Raw genomic sequence first — 13,798 nt, forward strand, 5'->3', positions numbered from 1 at the left:
AAAAAAATATATTAAAATGAAAAAGATCATTATAACATTCCTTTTAAGTGCCGGTTTATTGGTATCGTGCACGGAGCTTGAGGTAACACCAAACTCTTTTGTAACCGAAGATAATTATTTTAATACTCAAGATGATGCTGTAGCAAGTGTAACTGCTGTTTATGCTTCTTTAAGCCTTGATCCAGGAGAACAAAGTTTGTTTGGAAGAAACCTTTATTTCTTAACCGATATGGGTTCTGATTATGCAGCAGCGGGAGTTTCTGCAACCAATCCGCAAGTAAGAGCAATGAGTGCTTTAACACACGATGCGACTACCGATCGAGTTCAAGTAGCTTGGAGACAAATTTATGCGGGAATAAACAGAGCAAATGTTGCTATTGATAATATTCCTAAAGTAACTGGTTCTGAAGTTATTAAAACAAGATTGATTAACGAAGCTAAATTCATTAGAGGTTTATTGTATTTTCAAGCAGTACGCCTTTGGGGCGGAGTTCCGATTGTTTTGCATGAAGCAACTTCTATTGATTTAGGCAGCTTAAAAACAAATAGAGCAACTGTTGAAGAAGTTTATGCTCAAATCATTAAAGATTTAACAGATGCTGAAGCTTTGCCTGCAACTTACTCTACAGCAGATGCTGGGCGTGCTACTTCTGGAGCTGCAAAAGCGATTTTGGCAAAAGTGTATATTACAAGAAAAGATTGGCCAAATACTATTTTAAAAGCGAGAGAAGTGATTAATGGCGGTTACGGATACGCTTTGTTTGAAGATTTTCAAGATATTTTCACTAAAACTAAAAAGAACGGAAAAGAACATATTTTCTCTGTACAGTTTGAGCCAAATCAAGCAGGAAATGGTTCTAGCGGAAGTACTTTTCAAGCGACTTCTTTTACAGGATTTACAGCAACTGAACCTGCTGATATAGTTTCTGACGTTGCATTATTCTATGACATTTATGCCGCTGGAGATAAAAGAAGAGATGTGAGCTACGCCAAACAATTGTTAAATCCAGCAACGGGAACGCTTTATACTTTTCCGAAACCAATTTTCAAAAAATATTTGGATTTGACCAATTTGGCTACTCCTGCAAACGTAGCAATCAACTTTCCTGTGATTCGTTACGCGGACATTCTTTTGTCTTTAGCGGAAGCGATAAATGAACAAAGCGGACCAACAGCCGAAGCTTACGAATTGATTAATCAAGTGAGAAGAAGGGCTTTTGGAAAAGCGATTACAACTCCAGATGTAACAGTTGATTTAGTTGGATTAAATCAAACCACTTTTAGAGCGGCAATTCAGGAAGAACGCAAAAAAGAGTTTGTTCAAGAAGGGCAAAGATGGTTTGACTTAGTGAGATGGGGAACTTTGGTTACTGAAGTGAAAAAAGTAACGGCTAAAAACTCTGTTTCTGAAAGAAATAATCTTTATCCGATTCCACAAAGTGAAAGAAATATCAACCCTGACGGTTTACCACAGAATCCTGGATATTAATTAGAACCACAACCAAAAAACTATTAAAAGATGAAAAAAATTAAAAATAACACTTCAATCAAAAGCTCTGGAAAAGGGCTTTTGATTACTGCATTGCTGGTTGCACAATTTGGCTTTGCTCAAGAAAAAGAAGAATTTAAAGGTACAATTGGTAAAACTCTTGCCGATTCTAAAGAATATTGGCCAGATCCTGTAAAAGCGCCAAAAGGTGCGCCAAACGTAGTTTGGATTTTATTAGATGATGTTGGATTTGGAGCGGCTTCTGCTTTTGGAGGATTAATCAACACGCCGACTTTTGATAATTTAGCCAACAATGGACTTCGTTATACCAACTTCCACACAACAGCAATTTGTGCTCCGACCCGTGCGGCTTTGTTAACAGGAAGAAATTCTGGAAGAGTTCACGTTAGCGGATTTTCGCATACAATCTTATCGGCAGGTTTTCCAGGTTGGGACGGAAGAATTCCTTCGGATAAAGGAACAATTGCAGAGATTTTACGTGAAAACGGATACAACACTTTCGCGGTTGGAAAATATGGTGTTACGCCAGATGAAGATGCAACAGATGCTGGCCCATTTGACAGATGGCCAACTGGAAAAGGTTTCGATCATTTTTACGGATTCTTAGGTTCTCAAACCGATCAATACAATCCTGATTTGGTTGAAGATCAAGTGCATATTAAACCTGACGGAAGACATTTAAACGAATTAATTACTGATAAAGCAATCAGCTATATTCAAAAACAGCAAAAAGCGGCACCAGGAAAACCATTTTTCTTGTATTATGCGCCGGGAACGGTTCATGCACCTCATCAAGTAGCTGAAAAATGGGTTGAACCTTATAAAGGAAAATTTGATGAAGGCTGGGATGTTTACCGTGAAAAAGTATTAGTAAATCAAAAGAAATTAGGAACGATTCCTGCCAATGCAGTTTTACCAGAACGTAATGCTTTAATTACAGAATGGAAAAAATTAACGCCAGATCAGAAAAAAGTATATGCAAGATTCATGGAAGTTTACGCAGGATTTTTGACATATACAGATTATGAAATTGGAAGAGTTGTTGATTATTTAAAACAAAGCGGACAGCTTGATAATACTTTAATTTTTGTAGCAATCGGAGATAACGGCGCAAGTAAAGAAGGAACTCTGCAAGGAACAATCAATCAAAGTTTGTTTTCTCAAGGAAAATCTGAGGAAGAAAATCTTCAAAGCAACTTAAATAATATTGGTGAAATTGGAACTGCAAAAGGTTTAAATACTAATTATCCTTTGGGATGGGCGCAGGCAACAAATGCTCCTTTCAAAAACTGGAAACAAGATGCACATTCTGAAGGTGGAACAAGAAATCCTTTGATTGTTTTTTATCCAAACGGAATTAAAGACAAAGGCGGAATCAGAAATCAATACAGCCATGTTACAGATTTGCTTCCTACAACTTTAGCAATTACAGGAATTAAAGCGCCAGAATATATCAAAGGAATAAAACAAGATATTATTCAAGGATCTTCATTTCAAGCTTCCTTAGATAATCCGAAAGCAGAATCTTTACATAAAGTACAGTATTATTATATTTTCGGAAACAGAGCCATTTACAAAGATGGATGGAAAGCTTCTGCTGCGCATTTACCAGATTCATTTGCGGTAAAACAATCTTTAGGTAAAAATGAAAAACCAGTTGCAAGTAATTTCGACACAGACGTTTGGGAATTATACAACTTAAACGAAGATTTTAACGAGCGTAATAACTTAGCTAAAAAATATCCTGAAAAACTAGCTGAACTTCAGAAATTATTTGACGAACAGGCAAAAGAAAACAATGTTTATCCGTTTATTGACTGGCAAGATGTTTACAACAGAAGAATACATAATACTGCTGCTGACAAAGGAAAAACGCTTCAGGATTTAGTAAAACAAGTAACTAAACCTGCAGATACAGAAACTACAAAATAATGATTACCAACCTGCAAGTTTTTTTAAATCTTGCAGGTTAATCAAAAAAAGAGATAATGAAAAAAATAAAAAATAACATACCAAATCTCAAAACTCCGCAAAAAGGGCTTTTGCTTACAGCTTTGATTTTTGCCCAACTTAGTTTTGGACAGTCAAAACCTGATCCAAATTATAAAGGAGTTGTGGGCAAAACTTTAGCCGATTCTAAAGAATATTGGATAGAACCAGTAAAAGCTCCAGAAGGCGCACCAAACGTGGTTTGGATTTTATTGGATGATGTTGGCTTCGGAGCTACAAGCGCTTTTGGAGGTTTAATTAACACGCCTACTTTCGAAAAATTAGCCAATAACGGTTTGCGTTATACCAACTTTCATACCACAGCTATTTGTGCGCCAACACGTTCTGCATTGTTAACTGGACGTAATTCGCACGCAGTGCATGTCGGCGGATTTTCGCATACATCAATGTCAGCAGGATTTCCTGGTTGGGACGGAAGACTTCCTTCTTCGGCAGGAACAATTGCTGAGATTTTGCGTGACAACGGTTACAACACTTTTGCAGTCGGAAAATATGGTGTTACGCCAGACGAAGACGCAACAGATGCAGGTCCGTTTGACAGATGGCCAACTGGAAAAGGTTTCGAACATTTCTACGGATTCTTAGGTTCGCAAACCGATCAATATAATCCTGATTTGGTAGAAGATCAGACTTGGTTAAATGGAAGCACAAAATTAAATGGTGCCGAAAAAGACAAGTCTAAAAATGAGTTTACGACCGATCTTAAAGGCAAACATTTAAGCGAATTGATTACAGATAAAGCGATTACCTATATCGATCGCCAGAAACATGCTGCTCCAAACAAACCGTTCTTTTTGTATTACGCGCCGGGAGCAACACATTCTCCGCACCAAGTAGAAAAACAATGGAGCGATAAATACAAAGGCAAATTTGATGATGGTTGGGATGCTTATCGCGATAAAGTAATTGCTAATCAGAAAAAATTAGGTTTAATTCCTTCTGATGCAAAACTTACAATTCGTGATTCTTATGTTCCGGCTTGGAGTACTTTATCTCCAGATGAGAAAAAACTATATGCTCAGTTTATGGAAATATACGCTGGATATTTAGAATATACCGATTATGAAGTAAGCCGAATTGTAGATCATTTAAAATCAATAAATCAGCTTGATAATACCATTTTCTATATTGTTTTAGGAGATAACGGAGCCAGTAAAGAAGGAAGTTCAATTGGTTTAATTGATGAATCTTTTAGAAAACTTTCTGATCCAAAAATTAAAGAAGAATCTTTGAAAAGTAATTTAGCTAAAACTAATTTATTAGGAACTCCAGCGGCGACAAAAGAAAATTACCCGCACGGATGGGCTTTGGCAGCAAATACTCCGTTTAGAAATCTAAAACAAGATGCACATTCTGAAGGAGGAACAAGAAATCCGTTGATTGTTTATTATCCAAAAGGAATTAAAACCCCTGGAATTCGTACACAATACGGACACGTAATTGATATTCTGCCCACCACTTTAGAAACTGTCGGAATTAAAGCGCCAGAAAAAATCAGAGGAATTGAACAAGATTCTATTCAAGGAACTTCTCTAGCCTATTCTTATGCCGACGCAAAAGCGCCTTCAAGACATAAAATTCAGCATTATTACATTTTTGGTTCAAGATCTCTCTACAAAGATGGTTGGAAAGCTTCGGCGCCGCATCATCCTGATTATATTGATATTACTCAAAATGATGCTTTATCTAAAAAAGACGAGCCAAGTAATTTTGATAATGACGTTTGGGAACTTTATAACTTAAATACTGACTTTAACGAAAGAGTCGATTTAGCTAAAAAATATCCGGAAAAACTGAAAGAGCTTCAAGCCGAATTTGACAATCAAGCGAAGAAAAACAATCTTTATCCGTTAATTGATTGGCAAGATGTTTTAAGACAGCGCATTCACAAAAAGAATAAATAAAAAAATATAACAAAAAAGTTAGTAGTTGAATTAATTTAATTCTACTAAATACATAGAATTAAAAGATATTTTATTTAGTTTTACATTAGCTATTAAAAATCAGACAGATGAAACGAGTAGATTATGAAATTATAGGAAAAAAGATTGTCGTTGGGATAATCTTGTTTTTAGTTCCGCTAGCAATTTTGGCTGGAGGATTAACAATAATTAATCAATTTTTAAAATAAGAAATCATGGCAATAGTTCAAAAAGAAAAATTAGTGAGAGACTTAACGATTAGTTTCTTTATTTATACATTGCCCGTATTGGCAATTTACCTTTACTTTAAATTAACTGGAGGAGCTGTAAGCGAATCTCATTTGACATTACCTTCTTGGTTAGAATTTGCGCAACCCGTTTTTGCAAATATCAGATCATGGGGATTAATCGTATTTACAATTGTTTTGGGAATTGTAGAATTTGCAGCAGGTTTATACGATGATGATTGGACTGGCGAAGAACGTAAAATTGATATTGTTTGTTTCTTAGCACCAAAATTACTTTTACCGCCTGTAATTGCTTTTTTCAGTTTAACAGCTTTACCATATTTATTGCCAAACGCGGCAAATTCATTATCATGGGTTCCGTTTTGGGGCGGATTTTTCTTAATCGCAATTGCAGATGATTTAACGCAATATTGGTATCACAGATTACACCACCAAGTTCCATTTTTATGGCGTTTTCACAGAACGCACCACTCTGCTCCTTATATGGGAATGGCGATGGCTTCTAGACAAAACTTTATTTATACCGTTTTCTTTTCACAAATATATTTAACTGCAACTTTAACGTATTTAGGTTTAGGATTACCAGCTTTATTTGTTTTGGTGATTAAAAGCATCATCACTTTGGGCGCGCATTCGAGTATTGCTTGGGACAAACCTTTCTACAAATACAAAGTTTTACATCCAATTGCTTGGGTTTTAGAAAGATTGATTTCGACTCCTGCAACGCATCACGCACATCACGCAGATACAAGCGGAGACGGAGTTGGACACTTTAAAGGAAACTTCGGAAACATGTTTTTTATCTGGGATATGATTTTTGGAACTGGCTTAATCACTCGTAAATTCCCAGAATCTTACGGAACAAAATCATACAAACAAGAAGAATGGTACGCGCAATTTTTGTGGCCAATATTCAAATCTAAAAAAGAAGGAAGTTCTCTTGCTGAAGGTGTATTGTCATTTCCTTTAAAAGCAAAACCTGTAGAAAATACAGTTCAAACCGAAGAACAAACGCCAGTTTTAGAACAAGCTTAATTTCAACAAGTTAAATAAAAACATAAAGTATGGCAGTGTATTCAAAATTAACCTTGAATACACTGCCAGCTTTTATCAAAACCTTTCTATCATGAAAAATAATAGCATTATTACAGCACTTATTTTGCTTTTTACAATTGTAGGTTTTTCGCAAAATAAAAGTTCGAATACCGTTTCTTTAGATGTTTTTTACAGCAAAATTCAAGCGGAGAAAAAACCACAGATAATTGACGCGCGCGGTCCGGAAGAATTTGCTTTAAACCATATTAACGGCGCAGTAAATTTCAATTTGGAATCGAAAGATTATACGGCACAAGTAGCAAAATTAGACAAATCAAAACCGGTTTTCACGTATTCTATCGGAGCTGGAAGAAGCGTTTGGCTTGCTGACGAATTATTAAAAAATGGTTTTAAAGAAGCTTACAGTTTAGAAGGTGGAATTGCAAATTGGATCGGAAACGGAAAACCTTTTTATGCCAATTCTAAAAGCAAATTAACGCTTTCTGAATACAATAAAATCATTGCAGATAATAAAACTGTTTTGGTAGATATTGGTTCTAAATATTGTGGCGCTTGTACAAAAGTAAAACCAGTTTTAGAAACCATCAGAACACAATATGGCGAAAATTTAAAAATCGTAGAAATTGATTTAGAAACGAGTCCGCAAATAATTGCCGATTTAAAAACGGTAAAGGTTTTTCCAACTTTGATTTTATATCAAAATGGTAAAGTTGTTTTCAAAAAAGATGGTTTTAACGATTTGAAAAAAGATGTTGATGTCGCTTTGGCTTCGAAGTAAATTCATATATCATTCTGAAATACAGGCAAAAAACTTTGTCAAAGTTTGAAACTTTGACAAAGTTCTCAATTCCAAGATAAAATTAAACTAACCCATAATGGCAAACTATAAAAAAATAACCAAAATTGCTATCGGCATTTTAATTGTGCTAGTTCTTCTCGCAACATTTTTATTCTGGCCAATTAATACGGACGGAACATTAATTAAACCCGATCAAAAATTAGTCGACGGAAAAGCTGCTTTTCTTTCTAAAAAAGATACCTCAACATCTACAGCAAAAAAGCCTAATATCATCATTCTCCTTGCCGATGATTTAGGAAAATATGATATTTCGCTCTACGGCGGAAAATCTACTCCGACTCCACAAATTGATTCTTTGGCGGCTTCTGGAGTCACATTTACAGAAGGTTACGCTTCTTCTTCTATTTGTTCGCCTTCTAGAGCCGGATTAATCACAGGAAGATATCAGGAACGTTTCGGGCATGAATATCAACCGGGCGATCGTTATCCAAAAAACAATTTAGAATATTACGCTTTTAAATATATCATGAATACCAATAATTGGAGATTAAATGATAAAATCGAATATCCAAATGATGCTTCAATTGCAACTCAAGGTTTACCGCAATCTGAAATCACTTTTGCAGATTTGGCTAAACGCGAAGGTTACAGTACTGGTATAATTGGTAAATGGCATTTGGGGCATAATAAGGGATTTTTTCCTTTAGATCGTGGTTTCGATTACCATTACGGATTTTATCAGGCTTTTTCACTTTTTGCTCCAGAAGACAACAATCCGGACATTATCAATCATCATCATAAAGATTTTACAGATAAAATGATTTGGGGTAAAGGCCGTGTCGGAATCGGGCAAATTCGTCGTGATTCAACCATTATTGATGAAAAGGCTTATTTAACGGAAAAATTTGCAGAAGAAGCAGAAGCTTTTATCGATAAAAATAAAAAGAAACCATTCTTACTTTACATTCCGTTTAATGCGCCACATACTCCATTTCAAGTTCGTAAAAAATATTACGATCGTTTTCCGAATGTAAAAGACGAAAACAAACGCGTTTATTTTGCGATGATTAGTGCGCTTGATGATGCAATTGGAAGAATCCGTGAAAAAATTAAAAAAGAAGGTCTTGAAGAAAATACTTTAATCTTTTTTGCAAGTGACAACGGTGGTGCAGATTATACTTTTGCTACTACAAATGCACCATTAAAAGGTGGTAAATTTTCGCATTTTGAGGGCGGAATTAATGTTCCTTTTGCACTTTCGTGGAAAGGAAAAATAAAACCGCATACCGTTTACAAAACGCCTGTTAGCACATTAGATATTTTTTCTACAATCGCTACCGCAATTGGTTCTGATTTACCAAAAGACAGAATTTATGATGGCGTAGATTTAGTAAAAACGGTAAACGAAAATAAACAAGCACACAAAGATTTATTCTGGCGTTCGGGCGATGCAAAAGCGATTCGAAGCGGCGATTGGAAATTAATCGTAAGCGGAAAAACACACGAAACATGGCTTTATAATCTTGCCAAAGACAAATCTGAAACTATCGATCTGGCTTCAAAAAATCCTGAAAAAGTAAAAGAATTAAAAACTGCATTACAAAATTGGGAAAAAGGACTAATTAAACCACTTTGGCCAAATTTAACGTATTATGAATTCGATTTTGGCAAACAAAAATACTTTGTCGATTTGTAATGAAAGTATTCTACAAACCCGACAGGTTTTAAAAACCTGTCGGGTATAATCTAAAATTTAATAAATGTCAACTCAACCCAAACCATTTACTATTCACGAAGACTGGACCGTCGTAATTCTCGGATTTATAATCATCGGAATTTCACTTTTTATCTTTCTTCCAGAAGTCCCCGTTTTTAGCTGGTCAGACACTACTGATTTAACAGCGAAAGTATTTGATTTTAAAAACCTTAAAATACTTTTCATTCAATTTATATATTTAATTTCTATTGGAACTTTTGGTGCTTTTTTAATTGGAAAATCCATAAAATATTTTCTATTTACTTTTCCAATAGTTTATGTTTTGACTTTAATAGCGCTAATTCTCGCAGGAAATTCAGCTATAAAATCCATCAATTTAGAAGCGGTTATTTTTAGTTTGATAATTGGTTTAGCGATTGGAAACTTTTTCAAACTTCCCGATTGGTTTAGATCGGCACTTTCTACAGAAGTCTTTGTCAAAATCGGCTTGGTTTTATTAGGCACAAGCGTCATCTTTTCAGATATTCTAAAAGCAGGATCTTTAGGATTAATTCAAGCTTTGATTGTGGTTTTATCGGTTTGGTATTTTGCTTTTTGGCTTTGCAAGAAATTAAAAATAGACGACGAATTAACGATGATGATTTCTAGTGCAGTTTCCATTTGCGGAGTTTCTGCTGCAATTGCAACTTCTGGAGCGATAAAAGGAGATTCTAAAAAATTGTCTTATGTCATTTCTATCGTTTTGGTAACTGCAATTCCCATGATGATTTTCATGCCAATTATTGCTAAGTATTTCAATTTCCCAGAAGAAGTAACTGGCGCTTGGCTCGGAGGAAGCATCGATACTTCTGGCGCTGTGGTTGCTTCTGGAACTTTGGTTGGCGAAACGGCATTAAAAATTAGCACGATTGTAAAATTCTCTCAAAACGTCTTATTAGGAATTGCCGCTTTTGCCATTTCTGTTTATTGGACTTACACGCATAACAAATCTGGAGAAGCTTTAGAATCAAAACCAACGCTGAATGTGATTTGGGAACGTTTTCCAAAATTTGTTATCGGTTTCATTGCCGCTTCGATTGTTTTTTCATTTTTCATTACGCCCGAAACTCGCGACGCAGTAAAAGAAAGCTTAAAAAATATGCAAGGACTTTGGTTTGCATTAGCTTTTACAAGCATCGGTTTAGAAACTAACTTCAAAGATTTGCTTCAAAATAATAGTAAGAAACCTTTAATCGCTTTCTTAATCGCACAATTATTCAATATCATTATTACTCTTATAATCGCTTTTTTACTTTTCAGTAAATAATTTAAAGTGATTAGAATTAAAAACAAAAATACATTACCATGAATACCAAACTTAAAAAGATTGCACTTGCTTTTCTTCTTTCTGGAACGGCAACTATTTCTAAATCAAATGCTCAAAATAATGCATCAAAACCCAATATAATTTTGATTATGGTTGACGATATGGGTTATTCGGATTTAGGAAATTATGGTTCAGAAATTAACACTCCAAACTTAGATCGATTGGCAAAAGAAGGAACGCGTCTTCGCGAATTTTATAACAATTCTATCTGCGCTCCAACAAGAGCTTCATTATTAACTGGGCAATATCAGCATAAAGCGGGCGTTGGTTTTTTTGATGTCAATTTAGGATTGCCAGCCTATCAAGGTTATTTAAACAAAGAATCTTTAACCTTAGGCGAAGTTTTTCGTTCTGGCGGATACAGCACGCTTTTATCTGGAAAATGGCACGTTGGTTCTGAAGATCAAGCGCAATGGCCAAATCAAAGAGGTTTCGATAAATTTTACGGTATCTTAAAAGGTGCTTCTAATTATTTCGATACGAAACCTTTGCCTTTCGGAAAAACGCCTTATCCGGTAAAATTAATTCGCAATAACGAAGAACTCCATCCAAAAGATGATTCTTATTATTTTACAGACGAAATTGGAAATAATGCTGTGACTTTCTTAGACGAACAAAACAAAGAAAATAAACCGTTCTTTTTATACTTAGCATTTACTGCTCCGCATTGGCCTTTGCAAGCAAAACCAGTTGATATTGCAAAATACAGAGGAAAATTTGATGAAGGCTGGGATGTTTTGAGAGAAAAAAGAATTGAGAAATTAAAAGCCAATGGTATTTTACTTCCCAACCAAACCATCTCGCCAAGAGATCCAGAAGTTCCAGAATGGAGCAAACTGACTTACGATGAAAAACAATTTTGGAAAGCAAAAATGGAAGTTTACGCGGCAATGGTAGACAACATGGATCAAAATGTCGGCAAAGTTTTAAACAAACTTAAAGCACTTAAAAAAGATAAAAACACGCTGATTATTTTCATTTCTGATAATGGTGCTCAAGGCGGATTTAATACTTACAATCCGTTAGGAAGAGGTTTGGTTAGAAATGAAGGACCAGTTGGAACTTCTGGATCATTTGATTATCAGGAACAAAATTGGGCTTATTTATCCAATACACCTTTACAGCAATATAAAAATAATATGCACGAAGGCGGTTTCAGTTCGCCATTTATCGCTTGGTTTCCATCAAAAATAAAAGCAGGAAGAATTGACAAAGGAACGGGACACATTATTGACCTTGCTCCTACTTTTTATGAATTGGCTGGAATTGAATATCCTAAAAATTTAAATGGCGTAAATTCTAATCCGTTGGCGGGAAAAAGTTTATTACCTGTTTTATTTGAAAATGCTTCTGAAGTAAATCGCGGTGAACCTTTATTCTGGGAAAGAGCCGGAAACAGAGCCGTTCGCGATGGAAAATGGAAATTGGTTTCTATTTATCCGTCGTACGAATGGGAACTTTATAATCTAGAAACTGATCGAGGAGAAACCACGAATGTCGCCGCTCAAAATCTTGGAATTGTAAACCAGCTTTCTGCCAAATATTTTGACTGGGCCGATAAAACTGGAGTTGTAGAATACAGTAAATTCAAACTTAAACCAGAAACAATGCCAGGTGGCGCTGCTTTAAAAAAATAATTACTTTTTTGATATTTTAGTAATTATAACCAAAAGGCGATTGTCTTTACAACAATCGCCTTTTAAAAAACAAACTATACATAAAAAAAGCAGCAATTACTTTGCTGCTTTTGTATTTTATCTAAAGAAGAAATTAAATTAATTTCTAAACTCATTCAAAGATTTCTCGATAATCTCCAGACATTCATTAATTTGATCTTCTGTCATAACCAAAGGCGGTGCCAATCTAATTTTATTTCCGTGGGTTGGTTTTGCCAATAATCCGTTGTCTCTGAATTTCAAGCAGATTTCCCAAGCCAAATCAGATTCTTCGTCAGTATTGATAACGATGGCATTTAAAAGACCTTTTCCGCGAACAAGAGTAATCAAGTTATTTTTCTCAGCGATTTTATTCAAACCATCTCTTAAAATAATTCCTAAACGTTCTGCATTTTCAGCCAGTTTTTCGTCTTTAACCACATTCAATGCTGCAATTGCAACGGCAGCCGCAACAGGATTTCCACCAAAAGTAGATCCATGCTGACCTGGTTTGATTACGTTCATGATTTCATCATTACACAAAACAGCTGAAACTGGATAAACTCCTCCAGAAATCGCTTTTCCTAAAATTAAAACATCAGGCTGAACGTTTTCGTGATGCACAGCTAATAATTTTCCTGTACGCGCAATTCCAGTCTGAACCTCATCGGCAATAAAAAGAACATTGTGTTTTTCGCAAAGCTCTTTCGCCTTTGCTAAATAACCTTCAGAAGGAACATAAACTCCTGCTTCACCTTGAATTGGTTCAACCAAGAATCCAGCAATATTTTTTGAAGAACTTAAAGCGTTTTCTAGCGCGTCTAAATTATCATATTCAATTTTAATAAAACCATCTGTAAAAGGTCCGAAGTTTTTACGAGCTGTTTCATCATTCGAAAATGAAATAATTGTAGTAGTTCTTCCGTGAAAATTATTTTCGCACACAATAATCTGTGCCTGATTTTCTGGAATTCCTTTTACTTCATAAGCCCATTTTCTAGAAATTTTCAAAGCTGTTTCAACTGCCTCAGCTCCTGTATTCATTGGAAGAACTTTATCGAAACCAAAATATTTGGTTACGTATTCTTCGTAATTTCCTAATTTATCATTGTAAAAAGCACGCGAAGTCAAAGTCAATTTCTGTGCTTGTTCAACCATTGCATTTACAATTTTTGGATGGCAATGACCTTGATTTACTGCAGAATAAGCCGATAAAAAGTCATAATATTTTTTACCGTCAACATCCCAAACGTAAACTCCTTCTCCACGCTCTAAAACTACCGGAAGCGGATGGTAATTATGAGCTCCGTATTTATTCTCTTTTTCAATCAAAACTTCTGATTTTGACGAAAGTGCTTTTTCTGTACTAATCATAATCTGCTTTTTATTTTGACAAAAATATTAAAAATTAAATTAATTTTCAGTTAAAAATTAAATTTTGACTTTAAAATAATAAAAAACAAGTCAAAAACTACATTTTAAAGCTTTTAAAAAACCATATTTATTTTAATAGAA

The 13,798-nt window shown here is 35.0% G+C and carries 9 protein-coding genes; 8 read left to right on the forward strand and 1 reads right to left on the reverse strand.

Going from position 1 to position 13,798, the window contains the following annotated elements; translation table 11 throughout:
• Positions 1-16: 16 nt before the first annotated feature.
• From NYQ10_RS19565 to NYQ10_RS19600, 8 genes are all read left to right on the forward strand, one after another.
• A complete protein-coding gene (locus NYQ10_RS19565; protein WP_289877914.1) occupies positions 17-1,489 on the forward strand; it encodes a RagB/SusD family nutrient uptake outer membrane protein in 1,473 nt (490 codons plus the stop codon).
• A gap of 30 nt (positions 1,490-1,519) precedes the next feature.
• On the forward strand, positions 1,520-3,442 hold the full coding sequence (locus tag NYQ10_RS19570) for an arylsulfatase (RefSeq protein ID WP_289877915.1): 1,923 nt from the start codon (positions 1,520-1,522) through the stop codon (positions 3,440-3,442).
• A gap of 56 nt (positions 3,443-3,498) precedes the next feature.
• Positions 3,499-5,424, forward strand: coding sequence for an arylsulfatase (locus tag NYQ10_RS19575; RefSeq protein WP_289877916.1), 1,926 nt, complete (start codon positions 3,499-3,501; stop codon positions 5,422-5,424).
• 233 nt (positions 5,425-5,657) lie between these two features.
• Complete coding sequence (locus NYQ10_RS19580; RefSeq protein ID WP_289877917.1) at positions 5,658-6,725, forward strand: sterol desaturase family protein; 1,068 nt, start codon at positions 5,658-5,660, stop codon at positions 6,723-6,725.
• 91 nt (positions 6,726-6,816) lie between these two features.
• Positions 6,817-7,524: a thioredoxin domain-containing protein gene (locus tag NYQ10_RS19585; protein WP_289877918.1), complete on the forward strand. Its 708-nt coding sequence runs from the start codon at positions 6,817-6,819 to the stop codon at positions 7,522-7,524.
• A gap of 97 nt (positions 7,525-7,621) precedes the next feature.
• A complete protein-coding gene (locus NYQ10_RS19590; protein ID WP_289877919.1) occupies positions 7,622-9,241 on the forward strand; it encodes a sulfatase-like hydrolase/transferase in 1,620 nt (539 codons plus the stop codon).
• A gap of 64 nt (positions 9,242-9,305) precedes the next feature.
• Positions 9,306-10,568, forward strand: a complete 1,263-nt coding sequence (locus NYQ10_RS19595) for a YeiH family protein (protein WP_289877920.1) — start codon at positions 9,306-9,308, stop codon at positions 10,566-10,568.
• A gap of 38 nt (positions 10,569-10,606) precedes the next feature.
• Positions 10,607-12,265, forward strand: a complete 1,659-nt coding sequence (locus tag NYQ10_RS19600; RefSeq protein WP_289877921.1) for an arylsulfatase — start codon at positions 10,607-10,609, stop codon at positions 12,263-12,265.
• A 138-nt stretch (positions 12,266-12,403) separates the two neighbouring features.
• On the opposite strand, the gene rocD is transcribed toward NYQ10_RS19600, so the two are convergent.
• Positions 12,404-13,657 (reverse strand): ornithine--oxo-acid transaminase, encoded by a 1,254-nt coding sequence (gene rocD / locus NYQ10_RS19605; protein ID WP_289877922.1) that lies wholly within the window; start codon positions 13,655-13,657, stop codon positions 12,404-12,406.
• Positions 13,658-13,798 lie beyond the last annotated feature (141 nt).

Origin of the sequence: Flavobacterium johnsoniae (genome assembly GCF_030388325.1) — a bacterium.
Classification (GTDB): Bacteria; Bacteroidota; Bacteroidia; order Flavobacteriales; family Flavobacteriaceae; genus Flavobacterium; species Flavobacterium johnsoniae_C.

Excerpts from the sequence above, each read along its gene's own strand:
- rocD (WP_289877922.1), bottom strand. The coding sequence starts at position 13,657 with ATGATTAGTACAGAAAAAGCACTTTCGTCAAAATCAGAAGTTTTGATT.
- NYQ10_RS19575 (WP_289877916.1), top strand. The coding sequence starts at position 3,499 with ATGAAAAAAATAAAAAATAACATACCAAATCTCAAAACTCCGCAAAAA.
- NYQ10_RS19570 (WP_289877915.1), top strand. The coding sequence starts at position 1,520 with ATGAAAAAAATTAAAAATAACACTTCAATCAAAAGCTCTGGAAAAGGG.
- NYQ10_RS19600 (WP_289877921.1), top strand. The coding sequence starts at position 10,607 with ATGAATACCAAACTTAAAAAGATTGCACTTGCTTTTCTTCTTTCTGGA.
- NYQ10_RS19565 (WP_289877914.1), top strand. The coding sequence starts at position 17 with ATGAAAAAGATCATTATAACATTCCTTTTAAGTGCCGGTTTATTGGTA.
- NYQ10_RS19590 (WP_289877919.1), top strand. The coding sequence starts at position 7,622 with ATGGCAAACTATAAAAAAATAACCAAAATTGCTATCGGCATTTTAATT.
- NYQ10_RS19580 (WP_289877917.1), top strand. The coding sequence starts at position 5,658 with ATGGCAATAGTTCAAAAAGAAAAATTAGTGAGAGACTTAACGATTAGT.
- NYQ10_RS19595 (WP_289877920.1), top strand. The coding sequence starts at position 9,306 with ATGTCAACTCAACCCAAACCATTTACTATTCACGAAGACTGGACCGTC.
- NYQ10_RS19585 (WP_289877918.1), top strand. The coding sequence starts at position 6,817 with ATGAAAAATAATAGCATTATTACAGCACTTATTTTGCTTTTTACAATT.